General features: G+C 65.6%; 26 protein-coding genes. 21 read left to right on the top strand and 5 right to left on the bottom strand.

Going from position 1 to position 25,969, the window contains the following annotated elements; all coding sequences use genetic code 11:
- Positions 1-6 precede the first annotated feature (6 nt).
- From IEI94_RS17370 to IEI94_RS17335, 8 genes are all read left to right on the top strand, one after another.
- Positions 7-837 carry a citryl-CoA lyase gene (locus tag IEI94_RS17370; protein ID WP_191168516.1) on the top strand — a complete coding sequence of 277 codons (831 nt, stop codon included), beginning with the start codon at positions 7-9 and terminating at the stop codon, positions 835-837.
- A 72-nt stretch (positions 838-909) separates the two neighbouring features.
- On the top strand, positions 910-1,878 hold the full coding sequence (locus tag IEI94_RS17365; RefSeq protein ID WP_191168515.1) for a tripartite tricarboxylate transporter substrate binding protein: 969 nt from the start codon (positions 910-912) through the stop codon (positions 1,876-1,878).
- Positions 1,879-1,944: 66 nt separating this feature from the next.
- Entirely contained in the window at positions 1,945-2,436 is a 492-nt protein-coding gene (locus IEI94_RS17360; protein ID WP_191168514.1) for a tripartite tricarboxylate transporter TctB family protein, read from the top strand.
- A gap of 17 nt (positions 2,437-2,453) precedes the next feature.
- A complete protein-coding gene (locus IEI94_RS17355; RefSeq protein ID WP_191168513.1) occupies positions 2,454-3,959 on the top strand; it encodes a tripartite tricarboxylate transporter permease in 1,506 nt (501 codons plus the stop codon).
- Between the two features lie 69 nt (positions 3,960-4,028).
- Positions 4,029-4,694 carry an SDR family oxidoreductase gene (locus IEI94_RS17350; protein ID WP_191168512.1) on the top strand — a complete coding sequence of 222 codons (666 nt, stop codon included), beginning with the start codon at positions 4,029-4,031 and terminating at the stop codon, positions 4,692-4,694.
- Positions 4,688-5,902, top strand: coding sequence for an MFS transporter (locus IEI94_RS17345; protein ID WP_191168511.1), 1,215 nt, complete (start codon positions 4,688-4,690; stop codon positions 5,900-5,902). Before IEI94_RS17350 ends, IEI94_RS17345 begins: the two co-directional genes overlap by 7 nt.
- 146 nt (positions 5,903-6,048) lie before the next feature.
- Positions 6,049-7,017, top strand: a complete 969-nt coding sequence (locus IEI94_RS17340) for a TAXI family TRAP transporter solute-binding subunit (protein ID WP_191168510.1) — start codon at positions 6,049-6,051, stop codon at positions 7,015-7,017.
- A 91-nt stretch (positions 7,018-7,108) separates the two neighbouring features.
- Positions 7,109-8,899, top strand: coding sequence for a TRAP transporter permease (locus tag IEI94_RS17335; RefSeq protein ID WP_191168509.1), 1,791 nt, complete (start codon positions 7,109-7,111; stop codon positions 8,897-8,899).
- Here the strand turns inward: IEI94_RS17335 and IEI94_RS17330 are convergent.
- Positions 8,892-9,452, bottom strand: coding sequence for a hypothetical protein (locus IEI94_RS17330; RefSeq protein WP_191168508.1), 561 nt, complete (start codon positions 9,450-9,452; stop codon positions 8,892-8,894). The two genes, IEI94_RS17335 and IEI94_RS17330, sit on opposite strands and share 8 nt — an antisense overlap.
- Before the next feature lie 160 nt (positions 9,453-9,612).
- On the opposite strand from IEI94_RS17330, the gene IEI94_RS17325 reads away from it, so the two are divergent.
- From IEI94_RS17325 to IEI94_RS17300, 6 genes are all read left to right on the top strand, one after another.
- The gene (locus IEI94_RS17325) at positions 9,613-10,596 is read left to right on the top strand and encodes an extracellular solute-binding protein (protein WP_191168507.1); all 984 of its coding nucleotides are present in this window, start codon (positions 9,613-9,615) and stop codon (positions 10,594-10,596) included.
- Positions 10,597-10,656: 60 nt separating this feature from the next.
- On the top strand, positions 10,657-12,399 hold the full coding sequence (locus IEI94_RS17320; protein WP_191168506.1) for an ABC transporter permease: 1,743 nt from the start codon (positions 10,657-10,659) through the stop codon (positions 12,397-12,399).
- On the top strand, positions 12,396-13,520 hold the full coding sequence (locus IEI94_RS17315; RefSeq protein ID WP_191168505.1) for an ABC transporter ATP-binding protein: 1,125 nt from the start codon (positions 12,396-12,398) through the stop codon (positions 13,518-13,520). The genes IEI94_RS17320 and IEI94_RS17315 overlap by 4 nt, the downstream gene beginning before the upstream one ends.
- Positions 13,521-13,628: 108 nt before the next feature.
- Positions 13,629-15,287, top strand: coding sequence for a bifunctional metallophosphatase/5'-nucleotidase (locus tag IEI94_RS17310; protein ID WP_224750179.1), 1,659 nt, complete (start codon positions 13,629-13,631; stop codon positions 15,285-15,287).
- Positions 15,280-15,609, top strand: coding sequence for a hypothetical protein (locus tag IEI94_RS17305; protein WP_191168504.1), 330 nt, complete (start codon positions 15,280-15,282; stop codon positions 15,607-15,609). Before IEI94_RS17310 ends, IEI94_RS17305 begins: the two co-directional genes overlap by 8 nt.
- Positions 15,610-15,639: 30 nt before the next feature.
- Positions 15,640-16,329, top strand: coding sequence for a glutathione S-transferase family protein (locus IEI94_RS17300; protein WP_191168503.1), 690 nt, complete (start codon positions 15,640-15,642; stop codon positions 16,327-16,329).
- A gap of 6 nt (positions 16,330-16,335) precedes the next feature.
- Here IEI94_RS17300 and IEI94_RS17295 read toward each other — a convergent pair whose 3' ends face one another.
- From IEI94_RS17295 to IEI94_RS17285, 3 genes are all read right to left on the bottom strand, one after another.
- Positions 16,336-17,469 (bottom strand): cation diffusion facilitator family transporter, encoded by a 1,134-nt coding sequence (locus tag IEI94_RS17295; RefSeq protein WP_191168502.1) that lies wholly within the window; start codon positions 17,467-17,469, stop codon positions 16,336-16,338.
- 92 nt (positions 17,470-17,561) lie between these two features.
- Positions 17,562-18,590, bottom strand: coding sequence for an alpha/beta hydrolase (locus IEI94_RS17290; RefSeq protein WP_191168501.1), 1,029 nt, complete (start codon positions 18,588-18,590; stop codon positions 17,562-17,564).
- Positions 18,590-19,684 (bottom strand): PA0069 family radical SAM protein, encoded by a 1,095-nt coding sequence (locus IEI94_RS17285; RefSeq protein ID WP_191168500.1) that lies wholly within the window; start codon positions 19,682-19,684, stop codon positions 18,590-18,592. The genes IEI94_RS17290 and IEI94_RS17285 overlap by 1 nt, the downstream gene beginning before the upstream one ends.
- A 129-nt stretch (positions 19,685-19,813) precedes the next feature.
- Between IEI94_RS17285 and cobT the strand changes: the two genes are divergently transcribed.
- Together cobT and cbiB are read left to right on the top strand one after the other, a co-directional pair.
- Positions 19,814-20,860 carry a nicotinate-nucleotide--dimethylbenzimidazole phosphoribosyltransferase gene (gene cobT, locus IEI94_RS17280; protein ID WP_191168499.1) on the top strand — a complete coding sequence of 349 codons (1,047 nt, stop codon included), beginning with the start codon at positions 19,814-19,816 and terminating at the stop codon, positions 20,858-20,860.
- Positions 20,861-20,869: 9 nt separating this feature from the next.
- Entirely contained in the window at positions 20,870-21,880 is a 1,011-nt protein-coding gene (gene cbiB, locus IEI94_RS17275) for an adenosylcobinamide-phosphate synthase CbiB (RefSeq protein ID WP_191168498.1), read from the top strand.
- Positions 21,881-21,902: 22 nt separating this feature from the next.
- On the opposite strand, the gene IEI94_RS17270 is transcribed toward cbiB, so the two are convergent.
- Positions 21,903-22,367 (bottom strand): 2-hydroxyacyl-CoA dehydratase, encoded by a 465-nt coding sequence (locus tag IEI94_RS17270; RefSeq protein ID WP_191168497.1) that lies wholly within the window; start codon positions 22,365-22,367, stop codon positions 21,903-21,905.
- Positions 22,368-22,525: 158 nt separating this feature from the next.
- Here IEI94_RS17270 and cobD point away from each other — a divergent pair, with 158 nt between their 5' ends.
- Genes cobD through IEI94_RS17245 form a run of 5 tightly spaced genes read left to right on the top strand, consistent with a single transcriptional unit; the run spans position 22,526 to position 25,938 of the window.
- Positions 22,526-23,632, top strand: coding sequence for a threonine-phosphate decarboxylase CobD (cobD, locus tag IEI94_RS17265; RefSeq protein ID WP_191168496.1), 1,107 nt, complete (start codon positions 22,526-22,528; stop codon positions 23,630-23,632).
- On the top strand, positions 23,629-24,162 hold the full coding sequence (locus IEI94_RS17260) for a bifunctional adenosylcobinamide kinase/adenosylcobinamide-phosphate guanylyltransferase (RefSeq protein WP_191168495.1): 534 nt from the start codon (positions 23,629-23,631) through the stop codon (positions 24,160-24,162). Before cobD ends, IEI94_RS17260 begins: the two co-directional genes overlap by 4 nt.
- Positions 24,159-24,914 (top strand): adenosylcobinamide-GDP ribazoletransferase, encoded by a 756-nt coding sequence (locus tag IEI94_RS17255; RefSeq protein WP_191168494.1) that lies wholly within the window; start codon positions 24,159-24,161, stop codon positions 24,912-24,914. The genes IEI94_RS17260 and IEI94_RS17255 overlap by 4 nt, the downstream gene beginning before the upstream one ends.
- Complete coding sequence (locus tag IEI94_RS17250) at positions 24,866-25,522, top strand: histidine phosphatase family protein (RefSeq protein ID WP_191168493.1); 657 nt, start codon at positions 24,866-24,868, stop codon at positions 25,520-25,522. The genes IEI94_RS17255 and IEI94_RS17250 overlap by 49 nt, the downstream gene beginning before the upstream one ends.
- Positions 25,477-25,938 carry a bifunctional adenosylcobinamide kinase/adenosylcobinamide-phosphate guanylyltransferase gene (locus IEI94_RS17245; RefSeq protein WP_191168492.1) on the top strand — a complete coding sequence of 154 codons (462 nt, stop codon included), beginning with the start codon at positions 25,477-25,479 and terminating at the stop codon, positions 25,936-25,938. The genes IEI94_RS17250 and IEI94_RS17245 overlap by 46 nt, the downstream gene beginning before the upstream one ends.
- Positions 25,939-25,969 lie beyond the last annotated feature (31 nt).

The following is a 25,969-nucleotide window of genomic DNA, read 5'->3' as shown; positions in this document are numbered from 1 at the left end:
TTAACGATGGCCGATACTCAGACACTCGATGCCCAGGCTGCCGGTTGGTGGCAAACCGAAATCATCGAGATGCGCCCGGGGGAGATCCGCTATCGCGGCTACCCGATTGAGCAGCTGATTGGCCGCATTGGCTTCGCTGAGATGGTGTGGTTGATGACGCGCGGTGAGCTGCCCAGTCAGGCCCAGGCCCGGCTGCTCGAGGCCACGCTGGTAGGGGCGGTAGACCACGGTCCTCAAGCGCCGAGCATAGCAATTGCGCGCATGGCGATGACCTGTGGCGGCAGCCTCAACAACGCCATGGCCTCGGCAGTCAACGTGCTCGATGACATTCATGGCGGAGCCGGCGAGCAAGCGGTGGCGCTGTATCAAACGATTGCAGCGCGGCTACCGGCGTACGGCACGCTTCAGGCCGCCGTAGAGCAAGAGCTTGTGATGTGGCGGGCCGAGCACGGCAAGATCGTGCCTGGCTTTGGGCATCGTTTTCATCCGGTCGACCCTCGGGCGCCGCGCTTTCTGGCGCTGGTCGATGAGGCGGCGCGGCGCGGTGAGGTTGGCGGTGCCTATGCCGACATCGCGCGCGAGATCGAGCGCTACTTGCAGGAAGAAAAGGGCAAACCCATTCCGCTCAACATCGATGGGGCCACCGCTGTGATTCATGCCGAGCTAGGGTTTCCTGCGCCGCTGGCGCGGGGGTTGTTCTGCCTGTCTCGTAGCGTGGGCATTCTCGCCCACGCCTGGGAGCAGCAGTGCCAGGGAGGGCGCAACAAGGGGCCAATGCCCAAGGGCTGGCTTTGGGACTATCGCGGGCAAGCAGCCCGCCAGCTAAGTAGCGACTGATTGCTGAGGTGGGTCAACACCCGCCGGGCGATGCACAGGCTGCATAAACAACAACGTACCAGGAGATACGCTATGCCACACATCACACTCTCTAAGACACTACTCGTCGGCGCGATGGCGGCCGGATTCGCCTTATCGGCCCAGGCCGACTATCCCAGTGGCAATATCGAAATGATCGTTGGCTATTCTGCCGGCGGCGGTTCGGATGTGTTGGCACGCTCATTGGTGCCCCACATTGAGGAAGCCTTGGGTGGAGGCGCTCGAATCGCGGTGATCAACCGTCCAGGCGGCGGCGGTGAGATCGGCTTCACGGCGGTGGCCGATGCCAATCCCGATGGCTATACCATTGGCATCATCAATGTGCCGTCGATTCTCAATCCGATGATCGAGCGCTCTCCCTCTTACGATCTCGACAGCTTCCAGTTGTTGGCAAACGTCGTGACCGAGCCGGGGGCCGTGGTGGTGCCAGCGGATAGTCCCCACACCAGCCTCGAGGAGTGGATGGCGCACGTTGAGGCGAACCCGGGCAGCGTCTCGGTAGGCAACTCGGGTGGCGGTGGTGCCATGCATACCGCGCTGATCCGCTTCCTGCGCGCCTCCGATCTCAGCGTTAACCACATTCCTTTCGCAGGGGGCGCGCCGAGCCGAGCTGCGCTGCTGGGCAGCCATGTCGATGCCAGCGTGATGGGGATCAGTGAGGCTGGCCCGCTGCATAATGATGGTGAACTCAGGATTCTCGGGGTAATGGCCGCCGAGCGTATCGACATGGTGCCCGACGTGCCGACCATGGGCGAGGTAGGCACCGACATCGTGGCGGGGTCCTACCGCGGTTTGATGGCGCCGGCCGGACTGCCTGACGAGGTCCGCGATGCGTTAGTCGAGGCTGTCGAGCAAGCAGTGAACAGCGAGGCTTTCCTGGCCAGTGCCGAGGAAAGACTGCTGCTGGTGGACTACCTGGATCCCAATGAGTATGCGGCGCTGATCGATGAAACCTATACCGAGATGTCGGCGATCTGGGACGAGGAACCCTGGGCCGAGTGACACCACTATACCACTCACGGGCGCGGTGTTTGCCGCGCCCACTGGCATGCATAACGGGTGTATCTCATGAGTGAGTTGAGCGAAGAGAGCCGCGATCTTGGTGCCGCGCGACGCGATGTCGTCTCGTCATTAGTCACCGGCGTACTGGCGGTATCGGTGTTCTATTATGGCACCACCCTGCGCGGCGACAGCGGCATGTTCCCGATGCTGATCGGTGCGGTCATGCTGTTCGGCTCGCTGGGTCTAGGGCTTAAGGCGCTGCTTACCCAGCGCCGCCGCCTATGGAGAGGGCCTCGCAAACAGTGGCAACACGAGGATTGGTTGGCACTGCGCCAGATCCTTATAGCGGCGGCGGGGCTGCTGCTCTACGCCTTGCTGGTGCGGCCATTGGGGTTCTTCTCTGCCACGGGACTAATGCTGCTGGCGCTTCCCTATGCGCTGGGTTATCGCCATCTGCTGGGTATCACCGTCAATGCCGCCATCGTGCTGGGCATGCTGTACCTGATTTTTATCGGCGTCTTCGAGCGCCCCCTGCCCCGTGAATTCTTCCTACGCTGAGGAGGCGGTAGAACGACATGCTGGAATTACTCGCAACGTCTCTGATGTTAATCCTCGAATGGGAGAACCTGCTGGCGATGGTGGGCGGCACTATCCTGGGAATCTGCATCGGCGCCCTTCCCGGACTCAGCGCGACCATGGGCATTGCCATCCTGATCCCACTGACCTTTGGGCTGCACCCGCTGGTGGGGCTTGGCATGATGGCCGGTATCTATAATGGTGCCATGTACGGCGGCGCGATCCCTTCGATTCTACTGCGGATTCCCGGCACGCCGGCCTCGGTGGCAACGATTCTCGACGGTGGACCGATGTCAGACCAAGGGCGTGCGCCGTTAGCGCTCAAAATTGCCGTCGTGTCCTCAGCCATCGGCGGGATCGTCAGTGCAGTGGCGTTGATCACACTGGCGCCGCCGCTCTCGAGGGTAACGTTGGCCTTCGGGCCCGCAGACTATTTCTGGGTTGCCTTCTTCGGTCTGGCGAGCATCGCCGTGCTGGTTGGCAACGATCCGTGGAAGGGGATTGTGGCGGCCGCTATCGGGCTTTTGATCGGCATGGTAGGGATCGATACGGTGTCCGGGGCGGGGCGTTTGACCTTCGGGCAGAGTGAGCTGACCGGCGGCTTTCATATTGTGGTGGTATTGATTGGTCTGTTTGGTATCCCGCCGACGCTGCGTCTCGCAGAACGGGTGGTGCGTGAGCGTAAGCCGACACAGGACGCCAGACTGGATCTCTCCCAGTCTGAGCGTGTGCCCTATCGCTTGCTATGGCCCACCTGGCTGCGCTCATCACTGATTGGAGTAGTGGTGGGCATCTTGCCCGGTGCCGGCGGCAACATGGCGTCATTCATGAGTTACAACGAAGCCAAGCGCGCCTCAAAAACCCCCGAGCGCTTCGGCCATGGTGCCGAGGAGGGCGTAGCGGCGGCGGAGTGTGGCAATAACGCCGACAATGCCGCTGCTCTGGTACCGGCACTGACCCTGGGGATTCCTGGTAGTTCTGTATCGGCGGTGATTCTCGGTGGGCTGCTGGTGCATGGATTGCAGCCAGGTCCGGCGCTTTTTCGGGATAGCGGCGAGATCGTCTACGGTTTTATGCTGCAGATGTTGATCACCGCCGCACTGCTGATTGTACTGGGTGGTTACCTGGGCTCACGAGTCTTCGTCAAGATACTCAGGCTGCCACCCCTGCTACTGGTTCCCATCGTCTTTTCGTTGACCATCGTCGGGGTCTACTCGGTCAACAACAGCATGTTCGATGTGTTTCTGCTGCTGGCCTTCGCTGTGGTGGGGGTGTTTCTCGACCGCATGCAGTATCCGCTGGCGCCAGTGGTGCTGGGCGTTGTACTAGGTACCATGGCTGAGTCCAATCTGCGTTTGGCACTGCTGATTGGTCAGGGGGAGTGGAGTGCGCTGGTGGCCCGCCCACTTTCGATAGGATTGGCAACGATTACCCTGCTGGCGGTAATGTCGCCGATTCTGAAGGCCATACGCTATCGCCTCAAAGCTCGTGCCCCGGTGCATTAAGTTGCCCCTTGCGTCCTCAACCGCTTGCCCCCAGGCTTGGTTTGAACCCTAACCATGTCAGGAGGCGAGATGACGTCCACGGTATTGATCACCGGCGCCAACCGCGGCGTCGGGTTGGCGCTGGCGCAGCACTATCATCGTGAGGGCTGGCAAGTCATCGGCGTATGCCGCTCGGCCTCCGCGGAGCTGGCCGAGGTGGCCGAGCGGGTCATCGAAGGTATCGATGTGACCCGTGAAGCCGATGTGGCGGGCTTGGCAGAGTCGCTCGATGGCACGCGGCTCGATCTGCTGATCAACAACGCCGGCCTGCTGCGCGACGAGCAGTTGGGCGCGATCGACTTCGACACGATTCGCGAGCAGATGGAGATCAACGCCTACGCGCCGCTGCGCGTGGCCGAGGCGCTACTGCCATGTCTGGGGGAGGGCAGCAAGATCGCTAATATCACCAGCCGCATGGGCTCCATCGCCGACAACGACTCCGGAGGCCGCTACGGCTACCGCGCCTCCAAGGCGGCGCTCAACGCCTTCGGCAAGTCACTGGCGGTGGATCTCGCCCCCCGCGGTATCGCCGTGGTTCAGCTCCACCCCGGCTATGTGCAAACGCGGATGGTCAACTTCGGCGGACTTATTTCACCGGATGAGGCGGCGGCTGGCATTGCTGCGCGTATCGAGGCGCTCTCCCTGGAAACCAGCGGCAGCTTCTGGCATAGCAACGGTGAGCCACTGCCTTGGTAGGCGCTACCGACGACGGCTGGGGTGAGGGCAAGACGGTACTGCTGGCGACCACCTGGGTACAGACGCTGTGCAGTGCGGCAATGCTGCTGGTGCCGACCCTGGCGCCGCAGATCGCCGCAGCCTTCGGCCTGCCCACCGGGCTGGTCGGGCTGCAGGTCAGCCTGCTCTATGGAGTGGCCATGCTGGTCTCGCTCCAGGCGGGCGTGGTAGCGCGTCGTCTTGGAGCGTGCCGGGCCAGCCAGGTGGCGATGCTAGTGATCACCCTGGGCTGTGCCGTGGCGCTGCTGCAGACACCGCTATCGCTTTTCGCCACCACGCTGCTGCTGGGCGTGGCCTACGGCATGACCAACCCCGCCGCTGCACAGCTGCTGTCACGCTATACGCCTGCCCAGCATCGCAACATGGTCTACTCCATCAAACAGACCGGTGTGCCGCTGGGCGGCATTCTGGCTGGCATTGCGGCACCGCCGCTGGCGCAGGTGTGGAGCTGGCATGTGACCTTCCTGCTGCTGGGTGGCATGAGCCTGCTCACCGCGTTCTGGCTGCAGACCCATCAACCCGATTGGGACCGCGATGGCGGCGTGGTCAAGCCGGGCAAGGGGAGCGGCAGTCTGGCGCTGCTCTATCACCGCCGGTCGCTGCGCTGGATGGGACTCACCGGGTTCTGCCTGGCGGCGGCCCAGCTGTCGCTGATCAGCTTTGCCGTGGCCTTTATGGTCGAGGAACTGACGATCACCCTGGTGATGGCCGGCATCGTGGCCTCGGTGATGCATACGGCCGGGGTGGCGGGGCGCCTGGGCTGGGGCTTTCTGGCCGACCGTCTGGGCGGCAGCCTGCCAGTGCTGTCCGGGCTCTCGATTAGCATTGCGGTGCTGTTCACCCTGCTGGCGTTGACCGGGACACATCTGCCGCAGTGGCTGGTGGTGGTGCTCCTGGTGTTGGCGGGGGCCACGGCGATCGGTTGGAACGGTGTCTATCTGGCCGAGGTGGCGCGCACCAGTGCGGCCTCGGAGGTCAGCGAGGCCACTGCTGCGGTGCTGGTATTGACCTATATGGGGGTGCTGGCCGGCCCCGCCTGCGTCACCCTGCTGGTGTGGTTGACCGGCAGCTACGCCATCAGCCTGCTGCTGCCGGCGTTGGCCGCGGTGATGGCGGTGATCTGCCTGCAGCGCTGCGTGTGCGCCCATCGCCAGGAGCAGCCATCGTAACGCCGCGGTGGTGGGACGAGGTTGTGTGCTGACGGGTGAAATGGTCTATTACGTAGTTGCCTAATAACGATTCGGCGCGAGCAGCGCCGCAGGAAAATCAACAATCTGGGCGCGCTGCCGCTGGACGCGCCACACGGGAGAACTCAATGCGCCACTTCTCACCAACGCTGTTGGCGACCGTCGCCGCGGTCACCATGACCACGCTGGCCTTCCAGGCCCAGGCCGAGACCCGCGTCACCTACAAGTCGGCTTCGGCCGGTACCGCCTACTACCAGATGGGCGTGGAGCTGTCCGAGGCGATCCGCCGCGGCACCGATGATGAGATCGTACTGACCCTGGAGGAGAGTCAGGGCTCGGTGCAGAACGTCATGGAGGTGATGGCGCGCCAGGGCAACTATGTGTTTACCACGCCGCCAGGGTTGGTGGAGCAGGCGCTGGCCGGTGAGGGGCCCTTTGCCGAGCGCCAGAGCCCGCGCTTCCAGGAGATCCGCGGACTGTTTCCGATCCCCGCCATCACCATGCACTTCGTGGCCGCCGGCGACGAGGGGGTGATCTCGATGCAGGACCTGGAAGGCAAGCATATCCTGATCGGCCGCGGTACCTTCGGCGCCCGCGAGGCGGAGCGCTACCTGGAGCTATTCGACCTGCTGGACAAGGTCGACATCGCCGATGCCTCCATCGGCAGCGGGCCGGATGCGCTGCAGAACGGTCAGGTAGATGCCTTCGTTACCGCCAGCTCCTTCCCCACGCCCAACGTGATCGAGACCGCAGCGAGCATGTCGATCAGCCTGGTATCGATGAGCGACGAGGAGATCGAGCAGACCGGCTCGACCCGCCAGACCATCCCCGCCGGCACCTACTCCGGGGTCGATGAGGACGTCGAGACGACTTCGCTGCCGGTGATCGCCTACACCACCAGCAATATGGACGACGAGACCGCCTACCAGCTGACCAAGACCTTCTGGGAGCGTCGCGAGGCGATGGAGGCGGAGTCGGCCTGGTGGGGCAGTATCGAGCCCGACATGGTGGGCAATATCACCGGCACCCTGCATCCTGGGGCGCTGCGTTACTATGATGAGGCCGATATCGAGGTCCCCGACGCGCTGCGCGAATAAAGGTCTGCGCGGGCGAATCACCCCCACCATGCGTCGCGGCTACCCTTAGGGGTGGCCGCGGCGGCCGTTACTCCCTGACTGAACTCTTCTGATGTCGCGACTACTCACTTCTGATGCCGATGAACGGCGACGCCTGCATCCCGTCTGGGTCGCGCTGGGCGCGGCCACGGTCATATTCCATCTGGGTCTGATCTTCTACGGCCTGACCCCAGCGCTGGTTAGCCGACCGCTGCATATGGCGCTGGCGCTGCCCTGGGTGCTGATCTATATGGCGGCCACGCCCTGGCAGCGTATCAGCGGCTGGCTGCTGACCGGCCTGGGTATTGCCGCTTGCGGTTATATCGCCCTCAACGAGCGGGCACTGGCCAACCAGTACGGCTTTATCGACACCCAACTGCAGATGGTCATCGGGGTGTTCCTGATCTTTCTGGCGCTGGAGGCGGCGCGCCGCGCCATCGGTTGGCCGCTGCCGCTGGTGGCGCTGACGGCGCTGGCCTATGGGGCGCTTGGGCAGCACCTGCCCGGGGTCTTCGGCCACCCTGGCATGCCGATGGCCAGCTATGTGGGCACCCTGACCATCGCCGAAAGCGGTCTGTGGGGCTCGCTGACCGGCGTCAGCGTCGGGGTGGTGGCGATCTTCGTGATCTTCGGCGCGGTGCTCAACGCCGGTGAGGCGGGGCAGGGTTTCATGAATCTGGCCAGCGCCTGTGCCGGACGTTTGACCGGCGGCGCGGCCAAGGTCTCGGTGATCTCCTCGGCGCTGATGGGCTCGATCTCCGGCTCGGCCTCGGCCAACGTGGCCTCCACCGGGGCGATTACCATTCCTTCCATGGTGCGGCTGGGCTATCCGCGGGCGCTGGCCGGCTCGGTGGAGGCGGTGGCCTCGTCGGGGGGCCAGATCATGCCGCCGCTGATGGGTGCCGGGGCCTTCGTGATGGTCGAACTGACCGGCACCCCCTATACCCAGATCATGGCTGCTGCGCTGCTGCCGGCGATCCTCTACTTCGTCACGGTGTGGGTTGGCATCAACGCCTACGCCACCCGTCATGACCTCAAGCCGATGGACGAGAGCGAGCGTCCCAGTCCCAAGGAGGTGCTGATCACCTCGCTGTTCTTCGCGGTGCCGTTCGTGCTGCTGCTGGAGCGTATCTTTCTGGGCGGCTATACCCCGCAGTTCGCGGCGAGTATCGCGATCTTCGCCGGCATGGCGCTGCTGCTCTTCGACGTGACGCTGAGTTTCTCGCTGCGCGGTTTCGTGACCCGCCTGGCCGATGCGGCGGTGACCGCCGGGCGTCAGGTGGCGTTGATCGGTGCGATCATCATCTGCGCCTCGCTGGTGATCGGGGTGCTGTCGCTGACCGGGCTGGGGGTCAAGATCACCTCGGGGATCCTGTCGCTCTCCAACGATATGCTGTGGCCGGCGCTGCTGCTTACCGCGCTGGCCTGCCTGATCCTGGGCATGGAGGTGCCGACCACCGCGGCCTATGTGATCTGCGTCTCGGTGGCCGGGCCGGCGCTGACGGCGCTGGGCCTGGAGCCGCTGCTGGCGCACCTGTTCGTATTCTGGTTCGCGCTGCTCTCGACCATCACGCCGCCGGTGTGCGGCGGCGTCTTTATCGCCGCCGGCATGGCCGGCGAAAACTGGCTCAAGGTGGCACTCAAGGCGATGGCGTTGGGCATCGGGCTCTACATCATTCCGCTGGCGATGATCAGCAACCCGGACATCATCCGCCTCGACAGCAACCCCGGTGGTGCGCTGTTCGACGCGCTCAAGATCGCCGTGGGCCTTACGGCCATCTCGTTCGGGGTGATCGCCCGCAAGGCCTGGTGGCTGCGGTTGGCACTGATCGTGGCCGGGGCGCTGGTGATCTTTGCTATATAACCGGTGCCGGCGCGCAGTGAATCAGGTCGCCGTCCAGGGGCGTGCGGCCGAACACCACCCAGGTGTCCAGCGCCGGGCCTAGGTCGGCCACCAGGCGCAGCCGCTCGGGGTGCTGGTCCAGGTACTCCCGGGCGCAGATGCCCGCCTCTAGACGGCCGCTCAGCAGACCTTCGGCGACGCTGACGGTGGTGGGCTCCTCGATCAGCTCGGCGTAGCCGGAGAGATTCGCGTAATAGCGGGTCGCCGGCTGCAGGCCGAGCTGCCGGGGGCGTGCGACCTCGGCGCGGGCGAGAATCGCCAGCGGCTTGCTGGGGGCGATAAAGCTGTCCACCGGAAAGGCACGATGCATGCTGCGACCCACCCAGTCGCCATGGCTGGGGTGGGCCGTGCACTGCAGCAGCAAGTCCACTTCAGCATTCAACAGGGCCGGAAAGGCCGCATCGAAGCTTCCATAAAGCACTACCTCGGCGTCGTCGATGGCGCGGCGTTGCAGGTAGCGTTCGAGGACCAGCGTGTGATTGTTGCCGGCGGGGCCGAGGGTGGCGAATTTCATGGAGATTCCACTGCTAGGGTCAAGGGGAGGCTAGACGTGGTGGCATATACGAAGTGTGGCTATCCTGCGTTAACCAGTTCGTCATTGCTTCGTCACCCAAGCGTCATATCGAGCGCCTAGGGTAAAACAACAACATACGTAAGCATACGGGAGCGCCCCCATGAAGACATTGACCTCGCTAGCCGCTGCCACGGCACTGGCCGCCGGCATGACGTCCACCGCCTGGGCCGAGCCGTCCGGCACCGTGAACTTCTACTCCTCCATGCAGCTCGATGTGGTCGAACCGATTATCGAGGCGTTCGAAGAGCGCTACCCGGAGATCGAGATCGACCTGCTCTACTCCGGCAGCGTGGAGCTCGAGCAGCGCATCTTCTCCGAGATCGAGGCCGGCCGGCTGCGCGCCGACGTGATCTGGGCCGCCAACCCGGCGCTGTTCCTCAACCTCAAGGAGCAGGGCTGGCTGGCCGCCCACGATAGCGAGCACAAGCACGCCATCCCCGAAGACCTGCGCGACGAGGACGACATGTTCTTCGCCGGCCGTGTGCACCATATGGGTATCGGCTACAACACCAACATGGTCAGCGAAGACGAAGTGCCGCGCACCTGGGAGGAGTTCCTCGAATGGGGCCCCCAGGCGGCCTCGGCCAGCCCCCTGCATAGCGGCACCAACTTCAACATGCTGGGTGCCTTCACACAGAACGAGACGCTCGGCTTCGAGTGGTACGAGCGCGCCCGCGAAGCGGGTATGCAGGTGGTGCGCGGCACCGGCGACGTGACCCGCGGCGTGGTCAGCGGCGAATTCGCGGTGATCAAGGGCATCGACTACATCATGGCCGGTCAGGCTGCCGAGGGCGCGCCGGTGGCCTTCAGCTTCCCGGAAGATGGCGTACTGGCACTGCCCAGTCCGCTGGCGGTGACCGCCGAGTCCGAGAACGACGCCGCCGCGCGGGTATTCCTCGATTTTATCCTCTCCGAGGAGGGCCAACAGGTCCTGGTCGACAAGTTCTTCATGCCGGTGCGCACCGACGTCGATCCGCCCGAGGGCTTGCCCACCGCCGACCAAATCACGGCGCTGGAGATCGACTACGACTGGATGGCCGAGAACGGCGACCAGCTCCGCGAGCGCTTCTCCGAGCTGTATTGATTCCTTCACTCCCTTGCGTAACGTGGCGCCCTTCGGGGCGCTGCGTCATGGTGTCCGTGCATGTCGCAACGTCCTGAACCGCTGCATGAAGTGAGCGAGCCTCCGGCGCTGCTGCGATGGTGGCTCGATTATCGCCGGGTGATGATGCTGCTACTGGCACTGTTCGTCGGTATCACCATCGTCTATCCCCTCTATCAGGTGTTCTGGCGCAGCCTGATGGTCGACGGTGAGTGGTCGCTGGCCAACTACTCGGCGGTGTTCCTGCGCCCCTCCAACTACATGGCGTTGTGGAACACCCTGTGGGTCTCGGTGCTCGCCACCGGCCTGGCGGTGGTCATCGGCACCCTGGCGGCCTTCGTGATTCAGCGCACCGATGTGCCCCACAAGGCGCTCCTCAGCGTACTGCTGGTGCTACCGTTCGCCATTCCGCCGCTGTTCTCGGCGATCGGCTGGGTGCAGCTGGCGGGTCCGGTGGGGTTGTTCACCCAGTGGTGGCGCGAACTGTTTGGCGCGCCGCCGCCATGGAACATCTACTCACCCGGGGGCATCATCTTCGTGCTGGCGGTGACCAACTACCCGTTCGTGTTTATCACCGTGGCCGGCGCGCTGATGCGCATGGACAGCAGCCTCGAAGAGGCGGCGCGCACCTCGGGGGTGGGGCCGCTGCGGATCATGAAGGACATCACTCTGCCGCTGGTACGCCCGGCGATCCTCGGCGGAGCGCTGCTGGCCTTCGTGTCGTCAATCGATAATTTCGGCATCCCCGCGGTGCTGGGGATGCGCGCCCAGTTCTACGTGCTGACCACGCGCATCTACGAGGCCCTGACCATCCCCAATATGCCGCTGGCCACCGCCATGTCGGTGCTGCTGGTGCTAGTGGCGATCGTCTGCCTGGTGGCATTTCGCCGCCTGGAGGGCACCCGAGGCCAGTATGCGGTGATCTCCGGCAAGTCGGTGACGCCCAATGTACTGCGCCTGGGTAAGGCGCGCCCCTGGGTGCTGGCGGTGCTCTATCTGACCCTGGTGGTGATCGTCCTGATGCCGGTATTCGCGCTGGTGCTCACCTCGCTGCTGCGCTTCTGGGGAGCGGACCTGAGTGCCGAGAATTTCACGCTGCGCCACTATATTGCGGTGCTCAACCAGAGCGGCGCACGCCGCGGCATCATCAACAGCCTGATCCTGGCGCCGGCAGCGGCAACCATTATCGTCATCGTCTCGGCGATGATCGCCTATCTCAACGTCAAGGCGCGCCAGCGCGGTGCCGGCCTGCTCGATGGTATCGCCACAGTGCCCTTTGCGCTGCCGGGATCGGTAATCGGCGTGTCGATGATCCTGGCCTGGAGCAATCCGGCCTTCGGCCCGACCCTCTACGGCACCCTATGGATTCTGCTGGCCGGCTACATCATGCGCTACATGGCCTTCGGCCTGCAGAGCACGCGCAGTACCCTGCAGCAGATTCACGACTCACTGGAGGAGGCGGCCTGGACCTCGGGGGCCAGCCGGCTGCGCACCATTCGCGATATCACCCTGCCGCTGCTGCGCCCGGGGATGCTGGCCGGCTGGGTGCTGATCTTCATTTCGGCGTTCAACGAGCTGACCGTCTCGGTGCTGATCTGGACCACCGGCGCGGAGACCATCGGCGTATGGATCTTCCTGATGCAGGATTCCGGCTTTACCGGCCGCGCCGCGGCGCTGGCGGTGCTGACCCTGCCGGTGATCCTGCTGCTCTATCTGTTTACCCAGTGGCTCACCAAACTCGAAGCGCGTCGTCGTGAGCGCGTCGCCGGGAAATCTGACCCATGACTGCCATCTTGACTCTTGAAGGCCTGACCAAGCGCTACGGAAAGGTCACCGCGGTGGACGATATCTCGCTGTCCATCGAAGCGAATGAATTCTTCTCGCTGATCGGCCCAAGCGGCTGCGGCAAGACCACCACCCTGCGCAGCGTGGCGGGGCTCGAGAGTGCCCAGCAGGGGACGATCCGAATGGCTGGGCACACCGTCTTCGACGCCGGCACTCGGCGTGACCTGCCGCCCAACAAGCGGCCCATCGGTATGGTGTTCCAGAGCTATGCGGTGTGGCCGCATATGAACATCTACGAGAATATCGGCTACCCGCTGAAGGTGCGGCGCATACCCCGCGACGAGATCAAGCGGCGGGTGCAGCGGGTACTGGACATGCTCGGCATGTCCGACCTCGGCGCGCGCATGCCGAGCCAGCTCTCCGGCGGCCAGCAGCAGCGCGTGGCGCTGGGGCGGGCGCTGGCCATCGAGCCCAGCTTGCTGCTGCTCGACGAACCGCTCTCCAACCTGGATGCCAAGCTGCGCGAGTCGATGCGTGCCGAGCTCAAGCAGGTGCAGCGCGATACCGGGCTGCCGATTCTCTATGTGACCCATGACCAGGAGGAGGCGCTGGCGATGTCCGACCGGATCGGCGTGATGTCGGCCGGGGTGCTGCACCAGGTGGGCTCGCCCACCGAGGTCTATACGCGGCCGGCGACGCGTTTCGTGCTCGACTTTATTGGCACGGTGTCTTACCTGCCCTGCGAGGTGCTCAAGCGGGAGGGGGAGGCGGTGATGATTCGCTGGGGTGAAGAGGGCGAGGCCAGCGCGACGCTGAGTGTCAACCAGAATACGCCCGAGCAGGGGCCGGCGAGCCTCGCTGTTCGGCCCGAGCATCTACTGCTGACACCCGTCGCCGATGCCGCCCAGCCGGGGCTGGCGCGCGGGCGCGTCAAGATCCGCGCCTACCTCGGCGACGCCTGGGAGTATCACGTCCGGGTCGGCGACTGCCTGGTGCGGGTGCGCACCGACAGTGCCCAGGCGCTGGAGGAGGGCAGCGATGTTGCCGTTGGCGTGCGGGAGGGCTACGTGGTCAGTGCCGACGACGATCGGCAGGATCGCGTGTTGTTTTCCGTGGACTGAAGGGCTGGGAGCCGTCGGAACTGAGGCAGGGTGAGTGCTAATATAGGCAGAGATGGGAGGCAGCCCATCGTGCCTGCTGGACGGGCCTTATCAACGAAAGGAGTCGTCATGATGCGATATGGACAAGGCTATCTGATCGCGGGGCTGGTATGTGCGCTACTGCCGGCACTGGCCAGCGCCGAGCCCAGCGAGGAGCGCTATACCCTTACGCTGTTCCATACCAACGACCTGCACGGGCGCACCGATGCCTACCCGCGGCTGGTCAGTACCCTCGACAAGGCCCGCGAACGCCACGGCGACGGCCTGCTGCTCGACGCCGGGGATATCTTCTCCGGCACGCTCTATTTTACCGAGTTCCACGGCCAGGACGCCGTCGAGTTCATGAATCTGATGGGCTATGACGCCTTCGTACCGGGTAACCATGAGTTCGATCTTGGTGACCCGGAAGCGGGACATGACGAGCTGGCCGCCTTCTTCGAGGCCGCCGAGTTTCCGATCGTCGCCGCCAATATGGACTTTTCGGCAGCCCCCGAGTTCGAGGCGCTGCTTGGGGAGTCGCTGGCCGAGTCGCCTGACGGTGGCATGATTCATGACGGCATCGTGGTCGAGCACGAAGGTGAGCGTATTGGCATCTTCGGCCTCAATACCGAAGACACCCCGAACATCTCGAGTCCCGGTGAGGTGAGCTTCGGTAACTACCTTGAGGCGGCCGAGGCGATGGTCGAACGCTTCGACGCCGAAGGCATCGACAAGATCATTGCGCTGACCCATCTCGGTTACGATAGCGACTCCAGCGTCGGTAACGACCTGCTGCTGGCCCAGCATGTCGAAGGCATCGATATCATTATCGGTGGGCATAGCCATACCCGGCTCGATCCACCAACCCTGGTGACTGAGAACCACCGCGGCGAGACCATGGCACCCACCGTGATCGGCCAGGCGGGGGAGTATGGCGAGTACCTAGGCGTGATGGAGGTGATCTTCGACGGCGATGGCGTGGTGGTGGACGTCAGCGGCGAGCTGCTGGCCGTCGCTGACAGCGAGGCCGACCCCCGGGCCGCCGAGATGCTGGCGCCCTACACGGCGGCCATCGAGTCGCTGCGCGACGAAACCATCGGTGTGGCGCTGACAGAGACCCTGGCCAATCCCCGTCACGGTGACGGCGATGAGCAGAGCGTGCGCGCCAACGAGACGGCGCTGGGCAACCTGATAGCCGACGGTCAGCTAGCCGCCGCCCAGAGGGTGGAAGCCGATACGCTGATGGCGCTGCAGAACGGCGGCGGCATTCGTGAACCGCTCGCCGCCGGGGAGGTGACCGTCGGTGAGCTGATCGCCGTGCAGCCGTTCGGCAACCGGCTGACCCTGCTGGAGGTCAGCGGGGTCGAGCTGATCGAGACCTTCGAGATCGCCCTGGCCAATGCCCCCGACGAGAACGGTGGCTTTCTGCACGTTTCCGCTGGCACCCGGCTGACCTACGACAGCCGCGAAGCGCCGGGTGAGCGGGTCGTGACCCTGGAAGTCGAGGTCGACGGCTCGCTGGATGCCATCGCTCCGGATCAGGCCTATACCATTGCCACCAACCATTTTACCGCTGCCGGCGGCGACAGCCACCGGGTACTGGGTGAGGCCTACGAGGAGGGGCGCGGTACCATCGTCGGCACCACGGATTGGGAGATGCTGCGCGATCGGCTGCTCGAGCTCGACCAGGTGCCGTATGCTCCCCAAGGTCGTATCGTCGACCTGGCGGCAGAGGGCAACGATGAGTAACGGTCCCTACTACCAAGGCAGCTGTGAGTGTGGCGCGGTGACGTTGCTGGTTACCGACGAGCCGCTGGCGCAAGGAAGCGATGATCAAGGCAACGGCTGGTTGGTGCTGGATGCGGCGGCGGTGCAGGTGAGCGGTGGACTGGATGCCCTGAGCACTGAGTTTCGTGACGATGGTCATCCCTGCAGTCGCTGTCATCAGTGTCGCCAGTGGCTGCTCGCCGAGGGCGATGAGCTGACGCTGATCGCCGACATACTGCTGCCGGCAGAGGCTGAGCCGCCCAGCCCCGAGCTGGCCGAGCGGCTGCCCTGGCGGCTATATTGAAGGGCCATGCCGCTATCGCAAGGATCGCTAATGTACCGCCTACACATTGCCAACAAGCACTACTCCTCCTGGTCACTGCGCCCCTGGGTGCTGATGCGCGAGCTCGATATTCCCTTCGACGAGCAGCTTAGCGCCTTCGAGCCCGACTCGAGCTGGACGCGATTTCGCGACTTCTCGCCCACTGGCCTGGTGCCCTGTCTGGTCGATGAGCAGCAGGTGGTGTGGGAGTCGCTGGCGATTGTCGAGTATCTCGCCGAACGCCACCCCGGCGTATGGCCGTCGGATGCTGCGGCGCGTGCCTGGGCGCGCTGCGCCAGCGCCGAGATGCACGCCGGCTTCTCGGCGTTACGCAGTCAATGTCCGATGAGCTGTGGCGTGAGGGTGCGGTTGGAACGCCACGATGAGGTACTGCGCCGCGATCTGGCACGGCTGGACGAGCTATGGCAGCAGGGGCTGACGCGGTTTGGTGGCCCCTTCCTGGCCGGCGAGGCGTTCACTGCGGTGGATGCGTTCTTCGCACCGGTGGCGTTTCGCGTGCAGACCTTTTCGCTGCCGCTGAGTGAGGCATCACTGGCCTATGTCGAGCGGCTGCTGGCCTTGCCCGCCATGCAGCAGTGGTATGCCGAAGCGCTGGTCGAGCCGTGGATCGATCCGCAGCACGAAGATGAGGTCGAGGCCGGGGGCACGGTGCTGGCCGATTACCGGCAGCCTCAAGGCTAGGCTAAATTAGGCCAGGCGCTTGACCTCGACTTGGTCAAACCACTCGATATCCTTTGCCCGCTCACCCAGCTGCTCGATCACTGCCGGGCTGGAGAAGGGCGCCTGTTCGTCGAGGCATACCACCACGGTGACGGCGCCCTCCAGGTAGTGCAGCTCGATCTCGCGTATCTCGTTCCAGACGTTGAGCGGCTGCCAGCGCTCGGCGAGGGTCGCCTCGACGTCGGGGCGCAGCGGTAGCCCGGGGAAACGGCTGGGGTCGCCTTCCCCCGCATCGTCTTCCGGGTCGATGTGGAAGGTGAGGTCGGTCAGCTCTGGAAAGGCCAGGCGCAGGCGTCGGCTCACCTCGTTGCCGATCTCGTGCCCCTCGGAGACACTGATTCGCGGTGACACCACCACGTGGAGGTCGAGCATGGTACGCCCAGCGGAGAGCCGGGTACGCAGGTCATGAATACCGGTGACGCCGGGCACGCTCATGGCCACGTCGCGCATGGCGTGCTGGGTGCTCACCGGCAGAGCAGTGTCGATCAGTTCGCGACCGGCGTCCCACAGCAGGCTCCAGCCGACCTTGCCCACCAGCAGTCCGACGATCACCGCGGCGAGGGTGTCCAGCCATCCGTAACCCCACTGGGTACCTAGCATCGCCAGTATGACCACTGCGGTGGAGAAGACATCGGAGCGCGAGTGCCAGGCGTTGGCCTCCAGCAGACGTGACTTGGTGCGCCGCGCCACCCGCATGGTGGCATGGTAGAGCGCTTCCTTGGCCAGCAGCGTTACCAGAGCTATGCCGACGGCCCAGTAGCCGGGAGGCGGAATCGCGGCATTCGACAGCAGGCGCTCGACGCTGGACCAGGCGATGGCCCCGGCCACGAAGATCAGCATGCTGCCCAGGAATAGGGTGGCGAGGGTTTCGATGCGGCCGTGACCGTAGGGGTGGTCGTGGTCGGGTCCCTGCTGGCCATAGTGGGTAGCGGCGAGCACGAAGCCGTCGGTGATCAGATCGGAAAAGGAGTGTACGCCGTCGGCGATAAGTGCCGCAGAACCCACGATGGTCCCGACAATGACTTTGACGATACCCACCAGGCCATCGACCCAGATGGCCAGTATCGTAATACCTCGGGTAGCGCGTTGATCGTCAGTCATAGTCCGGTCGCTCGATGATGCGTGCTGAGCTAATAATAGTTATCGAGCAAATAGTACTAAATCGGTCCTGTATGATCAATATCGCATTGCGCTTAACACAGCGTTTGCCGAGCCTCTGAAAAAGAAACCTCCGAGTCCGATGGTAGAGGCGCCGAAGGTGCCTTCAACCAAGCCGCGATATCGGCCTCGGTACGCTGGCGTTGAGTGTAGCGGGTCAACATATGGTAGCCGTCCGGGTAGAGCGCCAGGCGCCAGGCGTCGTGGTTGTCCTCCGGTAGCCGCTCGAGCAGCGCACACATCGCCTCAGGGGGAATCACCTGATCGTTGTCGCCATACAGGAGCAGGATAGGGCCCGTTAGCTGAGGGGTGACGTCGAGAGCAAGGTCCATGGTGCGGGTCACGCCGTAGAGGGTGTCGACCCGCGCGCTGCGCAGGATGCGGGGATCCTTGGCCAGCTTGGCCATGATCGCCTCGTCGTCGGTGGGCTCGATCCCCAGGCGCTCGGCGGCCCGTGCAGAGAAGGCCACGTCGGGAATCAGCCGGATGCCCAGCCACAGGCTGGCGCGCTGGTACCAGGGCATGGCCACTTGTCCCCACACCGCCGGGGCGATCAGCACGCTGCCGTCTACCGGCGGTGGGGTGTCGCGGCTCATGGTTAGCATTACCAGCGCGCCACCCATGCTCTTGCCCACCAGATAGAGCGGGGTATCGGGGTGGCGTTCACGCAGCAGCCGGGCGAGCAGGTCGATGTCATCGACCATCCGCTGATGGCCGGGCCATAGCCGACGCTGGCGGGTGACGCCGAAGCCCCGCTGGTCGAACGCATAGACCTCGATGTTCTGCTCGGTCAGCGCCTCCGCCAGCACATTGAAGCTGCCGCCATGGTCGTTGAAGCCGTGCACCGCGAGTACTAGCGCATCAGGCGTGTCGCCAGCGGGTGCCCAGTGCCAGAGCGGCAGGCGGTAGCCATCCTTGGCGGTCACGTAGCTCCCATCCAGCTGCGGCGATTCGCCCCCCGGCCCAGGTGGCTGCAGCGTGGCACCGCCGCCGCACCCTGCCAACAGGCTCAGCAGGGGCAGCAGCACGGCAAATAGGAGGCGGGATGGCGGATTGCCTGACATCAAAGGAAGAGATCGCCCTGTGCAGTGGGTGGTCTGAATTGGCTGCAATCGAGGCCTTCGTCGATGCGCTCGGCCATGCCCAGCCGACGTCTGGCGTGGCTAAAGCGCTGCGCCAGCAGGTCGGCGAAGACACCCTCGCCACGGAAGCGATGTCCGAAGCGGCCGTCGTAATCCTTGCCGCCGCGACACTGGCGAATCAAGCTCATCACCTTGGCGGCGCGCTCGGGGTAGTGGGCCTCGAGCCAGGCCTCGAACAGCGGCGCCACCTCGTGGGGCAGGCGCAGCAGCATCCAGCCGGCGGTACGCGCACCGGCGCGGCTGGCGGCATCCAGCAGTGATTCTAACTCATGATCGTTGAGGCCGGGAATCATCGGCGAGAGTAGCGCCCCCACCGGCACGCCCACGGTATTTAGCTCGCGGATCACCCGCAGCCGCGCCTGGGGAGAAGCGGTGCGCGGCTCCAGGCTGCGCTTGAGGTTGGCATCCAGGCTGGTCAGGCTGACGAAGACCCGCACCAGACGCCGTTCGGCCATCTCGGCGAGCAGTTCGCTGTCGCGCAGGATCAGCGCGCTCTTGGTCACCAGGGTGACCGGATGACGGCAGGCCAGCAGCAGCTCGAGCACCCGGCGGGTGGTCTGCCACTCCGCCTCGATGGGCTGGTAGCAGTCGGTATTGCCGGAGAGGTTGATCGGCCGGCACACATAACCCGGCTTGCACAGCTCCTCCTGAAGGCGCTCCACCAGACCGGTCTTGGCGATCAGCTTGGTCTCGAAGTCGAGTCCCGGCGACAGATCCCAGTAGGCGTGGCTGGGCCGCGCATAGCAGTAGACGCAGCCATGTTCGCAGCCGCGGTAGGGGTTGATCGAACGGTCGAAGCCCAGGTCCGGGGAACGATTCCACGACAGCGCCGTCTTGGGATGCTCTTCGCGCACCTCGGTGGCCAGCGTGGTCGGCGCCTCCTCCTGCCACCAGCCATCGTCGACCGCTTCGCTATGGGTAACTGCGAAACGGTTGTGCGGATCATAGGTGGCGCCGCGGCCTTTTAGCGGCGCTGGCGATGTGGTGTGGGGGCTAGCAGGGGGTGAGGAGGTCATGGCAAGTCCCTCGGGTATTTTATGTATAAATACACAGTATAGGGGCGATGCGCTGCCCTGCAAGATATCCCCGCGGCCATCTCTGCTACCATTGGCGCTTTTCCCAGCCCCCGTTGCCAGGAGCGGCATGTGAGCGACGCCTTTGCTTCCCCTCCCGACCTTGATCGCGCCAGCGCTGCGCGTGCCGCAGCGCATCTCGATACCTTGACCAAACCGCCTGGCAGCTTGGGCCGCCTGGAGCAGTTGGCGGTGCAGCTGGCGGGCATCTACGGCGAGCCCTTCCCGCAGGTCTCACCCCCGGGGGTGCTGGTATTTGCCGCCGATCATGGCGTGGCCGCCGAGGGCGTCTCGGCGTTTCCCCAGGCGGTGACCGCGCAGATGGTGGCCAACTTCATCGCCGGCGGAGCGGCGATCAATGTCTTTGCACGGCAGATCGGTGCGCGTCTGGAGGTGATCGATGTCGGCGTCGCTAGCCCGCTCGAGGGGCCCGGCGTTATCGACGAGAAGATCGGCCCCGGCACGGCCAACTTTGCCGTCGAGGATGCCATGAGCCGTGACCAGGCGCTGGCCGCCATGGCCGCCGGGCGACGCGCCAGCGCGCGAGCCGTGGAGGCAGGCTGCCGCAGCCTGATAATTGGCGAGATGGGCATCGCCAACACCACCGCCAGTAGCGCACTGCTGGCGGTGCTGAGCGGCAGGCCGGTGGCCGAGCTGGTGGGGCGCGGCACCGGCGTCGATGATGCCGGTCTAGCCCACAAGTGTGCGGTGATCGAGGCGGCCATCGCCGCCCGGGCGCCGGACGCCAACGATCCGCTGGCGGTGCTGGCGAGCCTGGGCGGCTTCGAGATCGCCGCCATGGCTGGCGCCTTTATGGAGGGCGCGGCGCGGCGGGTACCGCTGCTGGTCGACGGCTTTATCGCGACGGTAGCGGCGCTGGTGGCCTGCCGTCTGGCCCCAGGCCTGCGGGACTACCTGATCTTCGCCCACCTCTCCCAGGAGGCGGGGCACGGCGCGGCGCTGCAGGCCCTCGACGGCGAGCCGCTGCTGGCACTGGCGCTGCGCCTGGGCGAGGGCTCCGGCGCGGCGCTGGCGTTTCCGCTGCTCGAGGCGGCCTGCCGCATGCTCAGCGAGATGGCCACCTTCGAGACCGCCGGCATCAGCGCCGGCCCGGCGTAAGGCTTGGGCATGTCCGAATGGCTGCTGCCGGGAGTGATCGCCGCGCCTCTGGGCCTGGCCGGGTTGGGCCTGCTGCTGGCGGCGCTGGCGCTGGACCTGATCGCCGGCGACCCGCGGCGCCTGCCGCACCCGGTGGTGGGCATCGGCAAGCTGATCAGCACCCTCGAGGCGCGCATGAATCACGGCGCGCCACTGTCACGGCGGCGGCGGGGCGCGCTGATGACGCTGGGCGTGGTGGGCGCGACCTATGCCGTCGCCTGGGGGCTGCTGGCGCTGCTCGGCGGTGTGCACCCTTGGCTTGGCGGCTTGGCGGAGCTGTGGTTGCTGTGGAGCTGCCTGGCGATCAAGGGGCTGGCCGATGCCGGACGGGCAGTGGCCCTCCCGCTGGCGGCGGGGGATCTGGTCGCCGCCCGCCGGGCGCTGGGCATGATCGTTGGCCGCGACACCGATCAACTGAGTGAAAGCGAGATCGCCCGCGGCGCAGTAGAGACGGTGGCCGAGAACACGGTGGATGGCATCACCGCGCCACTGTTCTGGGCGCTGATCGGCGGCGCGCCCCTGGCGCTGGCCTACAAGGCGGTCAATACCCTCGACTCCATGGTCGGTTATCGCAACGAACGCTATGGCGACTTCGGCTGGGCCTCGGCACGGCTCGACGACCTGGCCAACTGGCCGGCGGCACGGCTGACGGCAGTGGCGATCTGGCTCTCGAGCTGGTGGTTGCCCGGCGCATGGCGCCGGCGGGGCGCCTGGGCGGCGACTCGCCGCGACGCGCCCCGTCATCCCAGCCCCAATGCCGGTTGGCCGGAGGCGATGGTCGCCAACCTGCTCGGCGTGCAGCTGGGCGGGGTGAATGTCTATGCCGGCGAGGTCTCGCATCGCGCTACCCTGGGCAGCCCGCACCGGCCGCTGTGTGCGGCGGATATCGGCGCCGCCGTGCGGCTGATGCATGGCGGCTGGATCATGGGTCTGCTGTTGATGGCGGTGGCGCTACTGATTCTGCGGGGTGTCTTTGCGTGAGCCAGGTCAGCGGAGAGGGCACTCAGTAGGCGTCGAGCTGCTGCAGGTCCCTGACGATGTGGCGCACTTCGGCTTCATGACCGTCAGCCAGCGATTGAAAAAAAGCAAGCTCTCGAGCCCCGGCGGCTCGCTCCGCTCGGTGAGTGTAGAGATCTTGAAGGGTGCGGTGTGCGGTCAGGGCGGTGGCCATCACGTCCTGTATCTCGCCGTTGCCGGTTCGCCCTGGCAAACGCTCGACAACCAGTGGATGAGGAAAGTCCGTCGGATCGTCGAACCAGGTATCTAATACGGCGCGATGGTCACCATTCTCGGTCGCATAGCGGGTCAGCTCGGTGTGCTGCTTGTCTTCTCGCTGGGCGAGATATTCCAGCGCCATGCGCTGGCGCTCGCTCTCGGTGGTGGTGGCCAACTGACGATACTGCTCGGCCATGCGGGAATGAAAGTTCGTTGCCCAGGACACCAATTCCCTGACTTGATGGAAGCGCATGACGGATTCTCCCGTAGGATAAGAGGCAGCACTCGAATGGTGGCCGTTACTTACACCCTAGCCGAAACGGGGCGGTTCGCCTTGACCGGTATCAGGTCGGCGGGCAATGTCCTGCTGCTCATGGTAGCGTCGCTGCTGTTGCAAGGAGACTCTTGAACATGACCGATGCGACAGGCCGTGATGCCTGGCCGCTACACGGCGGCCAGCCGAGCGCCTTTGCCGCCCTGGCCCAGCGCCACGGCTGGCCTAGCGAGCGGCCGCTGACCGACCTCAGCGCCAACCTCAACCCGCTGGGGCCCCCGGCCTGGCTGGAGAGCCGGCTGCGCGACACCCTGCCGGCCCTGGCGCTCTACCCCGATCCCGACTACCCCGCGGCCCGGCGGGCGATGGCCGAGGCCGAGGGGCTGGCGCCGGAGCAGGTGCTGCTGACCAACGGCGGCGCCGAGGCGATCTTCCTCGCCGCCGCGCTGCATGCCGGCAAACGCGGTGTGGTCGTCGAGCCGACCTTCGGCGAGTATGCCCGCGCCTGTCGGCACTATGCCGTCGACCTCGCGCGCCTGACGCTGACGGGGCCGGACTTCTCCCTCGACATCGAGGCCGCCGGGGCGGCTATGCGCAGCGCCGACGTCCTGTGGCTGTGCCGGCCCAATAACCCCACCGGCACCCTGGTGCCCCGCGCCGAGATCGAAGCCCTGGCCGAGCTGGGGCAGCGCCACGCCACGACCCTGGTGGTGGACGAGGCGTTCGTCGATTTCACTGCAGACGACGAGCGTCTGACGCCGCTGCTCGCCGCCTATCCCAACCTGCTGCTGCAGCGCTCGCTCACCAAGTTCTTCACCCTGCCGGGACTGCGGCTGGGCGCGCTGCTCGGGAGTGCCGAGCAGATCTCCCGCGCCGCCGACTGCCAGCTGCCGTGGAGCGTCAACGCCTTGGCCGCCGAGCTGGTGGCGCCGCTGCTGGCGGGCCATGAGCATCAGCGGCGGACGCAGGCCTGGCTCGATGCCGAGCGTCCCTATCTACAGAGCGGCGTGGCGAGGCTCGGTTTTGAGGCGCCGCCGACGCAGGCCAATTTCCTGCTGCTGCGCGATCCGCGCGATCCCGACAGCGCCGACCCGCTGTTTAACCACCTGCTCTCCCACGGCCTGCTGGCCCGGCATACTCATAACTTTGCTGGCCTCGACGGCGGCTGGCTGCGCGTGGCCTTGAGCGAGCGCGACACCAATCGGCGCCTGCTCGAGGCGCTGGCCGCCTGGAGGGAGCGATGATCGCCTTTGTCAGCGGCGGCGCCCGCTCCGGCAAGAGCGCCTTCGCCGAGAGACTGGTGCGTGACTATCAGCGGCACCGCGGCGGCCCGCGCTACTATCTGGCCACCGCCACGCCCGGAGACAGCGAGATGGCGGCGCGCATCGCCCGGCACCGCGCCGAACGCGGCGACGGCTGGCGCACCCTGGAGGCAGCGGCCCTGGACCTTGCTCTGGCCGAGGTCGAGCCGGGCAGTTCGCTGCTGCTCGACTGCCTGACACTATGGGCCAGTCGGGCGCTGTTCGAGTTTTCCCTCGAGGAGTCGGCGGCACTGGCCCAGCTCGAGCGGACCCTGGCGAAAGCCCGCGCCGCGGATATCGCGCTGGTGATCGTCTCCAACGATATCAACGAGGGCATGCCGCCGCAGGATGACGCCAGCTGGCGCTACCTGGCCCTGCTGCAGGCCGGCCATTGCCGGGTGGCGGCGGAGGCCGACTGCGTGGTTCAGGTGGTCGCCGGCTTGCCCCAGGTGTGGAAGGGGAGCCTGCCATGAGGAACGCCGGCTACGGCCTGCTGCTGGCGCTGCAGTTTCTGACCCGGGTGCCGATCCCGTTCAACTGCCCCTGGGCCCCGGCAACCAGCCGCTGGGCGGTGCGCTGCTATCCGCTGGTCGGCATGCTGCTGGGAGGGCTGCTGGCGCTGGCCGGGCAGCTATTGGGCAGCTTACCGACGCCGCTGCTGGCGCTGCTGCTGCTGAGCCTGTGGGTGGCGCTATCGGGTGGCCTGCATCTGGATGGGCTGATGGACGTGGCCGATGCCTTGGGCAGCAATCGGCCGCTGGAACAGCGCTGGGCGATCATGAAGGATCCCCATGTCGGCAGTTTCGCGATCATCGCGCTGCTGTTCCAACTGGCGTGGAAGGGGGCGCTGCTATGGGCCTGGCTGGAGGCCGGCATTGGCCTGGTATGGCTGGTGGCGGTGCTGGGGCTGGGGCGCCTGGGGGCCGTGGCGCTGCTAGTACTGGTGCCCGCGGCGCGCGAGGAGGGGCTGGCCTGGGCCTGGCAGCAGCATCTCGGGCATCGCGATCTGCTGTTTGCAGTGCTGCCGCTGGCGCTGCTGTGGTGGCTGGCGCCGGGCTGGATGCTGTTGCTCGGGGCGCTGCTGGTCTTTTTGTTGTCATACGGCGCGTTGATCATACGTGCCTTCAAGGGCATCAACGGCGATGTCGTCGGTGCCGCCATCGAGGGTGGAGAGTTATGGCTGTTGCTGGTGGTCTGGTGGTCACTATCGTCCGTCATGGGTTGACGGCCTGGAACGTCGAACGTCGCTATCAGGGCCAGCGCGATATCCCGCTGCTGCTGCCCGACGCCGTGCCGGCGCTGGATCGCCTGCGCGCTTACCTGCGCTCTTATCAGGACGAGCGGCCGTTTGATGCCGTCTACTCCAGCGATTTGAGCCGCTGCCGGCAGACCTTGGCGCATGTGCTGGAAGGGCGCGAGGGCGACGCCAATCTCTTTGTTGAGCCGCGTCTGCGCGAGATGGATTTCGGCGCCTACGAGGGCAAGTGCTACGACGAGCTCAAGAGCCTGCCGCAGTATCGCGCCTGGATCGACAGCCAGGGCGAGCAGGCGCCGCCTGAGGGGGAGTCGTCCGCGGCGCTGCGGGCGCGGCTTGATGCCTGGTTTGCCGAGCTGCTCGACGCCGCCGAGGCGCACGCCTGGCAGCGGGTGCTGGTGGTGACTCATGGCGGGGTGATCCGCGAGCTGCGGCGCCGCTTCGAGGCCATCGACTTCTGGGATGGCAGCGTCTCCCAGGCCGAAGGGCGCTGCTTCGGCTTCGACAAGCATCAGCAGCGAGGAGAGTGGCAATGCAGTTGGTCATCGGCGGTGCCTGCGCTGGCAAGCGCGGGCTAGTCCAGCGCTGGTATCCCCACGCCCGCTGGCATGCGCTGGAGGGCGCCGCGCGCCATGCGATCCTGCCTGCGTCTGGTGAAACCCTGGTGGTGAGCGGCTGGGCGGGCTGGATTCAGGCGGCGCTGGCTTCCACGCCGAGTGACGATGAAGCCCTGCGCCTGGCGCTGACCGAGCGCCTCGATGCCCTGCTGGCCACCGAGGCCGAGCGGGCCGCTCAGGTGGTACTGATCGTCGAGGAGATGGGCCGCGGCATCGTGCCGATGGGCGCCGAGCGGCGCCGCCTGCGCGATCTCAACGGCTGGTTGGCTCAGGACGCCTCGGCGCGCTGCGAGCGGGTCTGGTATGTGCGCCATGGGCTCTATCGGAGGTTAGATACGCCAGACGCACAGGTAGGTAGTTGCGCCGCTCGGGACTGATCCGGCGACAGGCCTGCGAGGAGGCGCTGTG

The sequence above is a fragment of the Halomonas sp. ML-15 genome, assembly GCF_014779595.1.
Taxonomy (GTDB): domain Bacteria; phylum Pseudomonadota; class Gammaproteobacteria; order Pseudomonadales; family Halomonadaceae; genus Franzmannia.
The sequence above is the reverse complement of the archived record's forward strand: the minus strand, read 5'-3'. Positions and strand labels throughout refer to the sequence as shown.

What these genes read in the sequence shown, in the direction of transcription:
- IEI94_RS17350 (WP_191168512.1), top strand. Translation starts at nt 4,029, where the DNA reads ATGACGTCCACGGTATTGATCACCGGCGCCAACCGCGGCGTCGGGTTG.
- IEI94_RS17365 (WP_191168515.1), top strand. Translation starts at nt 910, where the DNA reads ATGCCACACATCACACTCTCTAAGACACTACTCGTCGGCGCGATGGCG.
- IEI94_RS17250 (WP_191168493.1), top strand. Translation starts at nt 24,866, where the DNA reads ATGGCTGTTGCTGGTGGTCTGGTGGTCACTATCGTCCGTCATGGGTTG.
- IEI94_RS17270 (WP_191168497.1), bottom strand. Translation starts at nt 22,367, where the DNA reads ATGCGCTTCCATCAAGTCAGGGAATTGGTGTCCTGGGCAACGAACTTT.
- cobD (WP_191168496.1), top strand. Translation starts at nt 22,526, where the DNA reads ATGACCGATGCGACAGGCCGTGATGCCTGGCCGCTACACGGCGGCCAG.
- IEI94_RS17340 (WP_191168510.1), top strand. Translation starts at nt 6,049, where the DNA reads ATGCGCCACTTCTCACCAACGCTGTTGGCGACCGTCGCCGCGGTCACC.
- IEI94_RS17305 (WP_191168504.1), top strand. Translation starts at nt 15,280, where the DNA reads ATGAGTAACGGTCCCTACTACCAAGGCAGCTGTGAGTGTGGCGCGGTG.
- IEI94_RS17290 (WP_191168501.1), bottom strand. Translation starts at nt 18,590, where the DNA reads ATGTCAGGCAATCCGCCATCCCGCCTCCTATTTGCCGTGCTGCTGCCC.
- IEI94_RS17255 (WP_191168494.1), top strand. Translation starts at nt 24,159, where the DNA reads ATGAGGAACGCCGGCTACGGCCTGCTGCTGGCGCTGCAGTTTCTGACC.
- IEI94_RS17300 (WP_191168503.1), top strand. Translation starts at nt 15,640, where the DNA reads ATGTACCGCCTACACATTGCCAACAAGCACTACTCCTCCTGGTCACTG.
- IEI94_RS17360 (WP_191168514.1), top strand. Translation starts at nt 1,945, where the DNA reads ATGAGTGAGTTGAGCGAAGAGAGCCGCGATCTTGGTGCCGCGCGACGC.
- IEI94_RS17245 (WP_191168492.1), top strand. Translation starts at nt 25,477, where the DNA reads ATGCAGTTGGTCATCGGCGGTGCCTGCGCTGGCAAGCGCGGGCTAGTC.
- IEI94_RS17315 (WP_191168505.1), top strand. Translation starts at nt 12,396, where the DNA reads ATGACTGCCATCTTGACTCTTGAAGGCCTGACCAAGCGCTACGGAAAG.
- cbiB (WP_191168498.1), top strand. Translation starts at nt 20,870, where the DNA reads ATGTCCGAATGGCTGCTGCCGGGAGTGATCGCCGCGCCTCTGGGCCTG.
- IEI94_RS17330 (WP_191168508.1), bottom strand. Translation starts at nt 9,452, where the DNA reads ATGAAATTCGCCACCCTCGGCCCCGCCGGCAACAATCACACGCTGGTC.
- IEI94_RS17335 (WP_191168509.1), top strand. Translation starts at nt 7,109, where the DNA reads ATGTCGCGACTACTCACTTCTGATGCCGATGAACGGCGACGCCTGCAT.
- IEI94_RS17285 (WP_191168500.1), bottom strand. Translation starts at nt 19,684, where the DNA reads ATGACCTCCTCACCCCCTGCTAGCCCCCACACCACATCGCCAGCGCCG.
- IEI94_RS17370 (WP_191168516.1), top strand. Translation starts at nt 7, where the DNA reads ATGGCCGATACTCAGACACTCGATGCCCAGGCTGCCGGTTGGTGGCAA.
- IEI94_RS17310 (WP_224750179.1), top strand. Translation starts at nt 13,629, where the DNA reads ATGATGCGATATGGACAAGGCTATCTGATCGCGGGGCTGGTATGTGCG.
- IEI94_RS17260 (WP_191168495.1), top strand. Translation starts at nt 23,629, where the DNA reads ATGATCGCCTTTGTCAGCGGCGGCGCCCGCTCCGGCAAGAGCGCCTTC.
- IEI94_RS17295 (WP_191168502.1), bottom strand. Translation starts at nt 17,469, where the DNA reads ATGACTGACGATCAACGCGCTACCCGAGGTATTACGATACTGGCCATC.
- IEI94_RS17325 (WP_191168507.1), top strand. Translation starts at nt 9,613, where the DNA reads ATGAAGACATTGACCTCGCTAGCCGCTGCCACGGCACTGGCCGCCGGC.
- IEI94_RS17355 (WP_191168513.1), top strand. Translation starts at nt 2,454, where the DNA reads ATGCTGGAATTACTCGCAACGTCTCTGATGTTAATCCTCGAATGGGAG.
- IEI94_RS17320 (WP_191168506.1), top strand. Translation starts at nt 10,657, where the DNA reads ATGTCGCAACGTCCTGAACCGCTGCATGAAGTGAGCGAGCCTCCGGCG.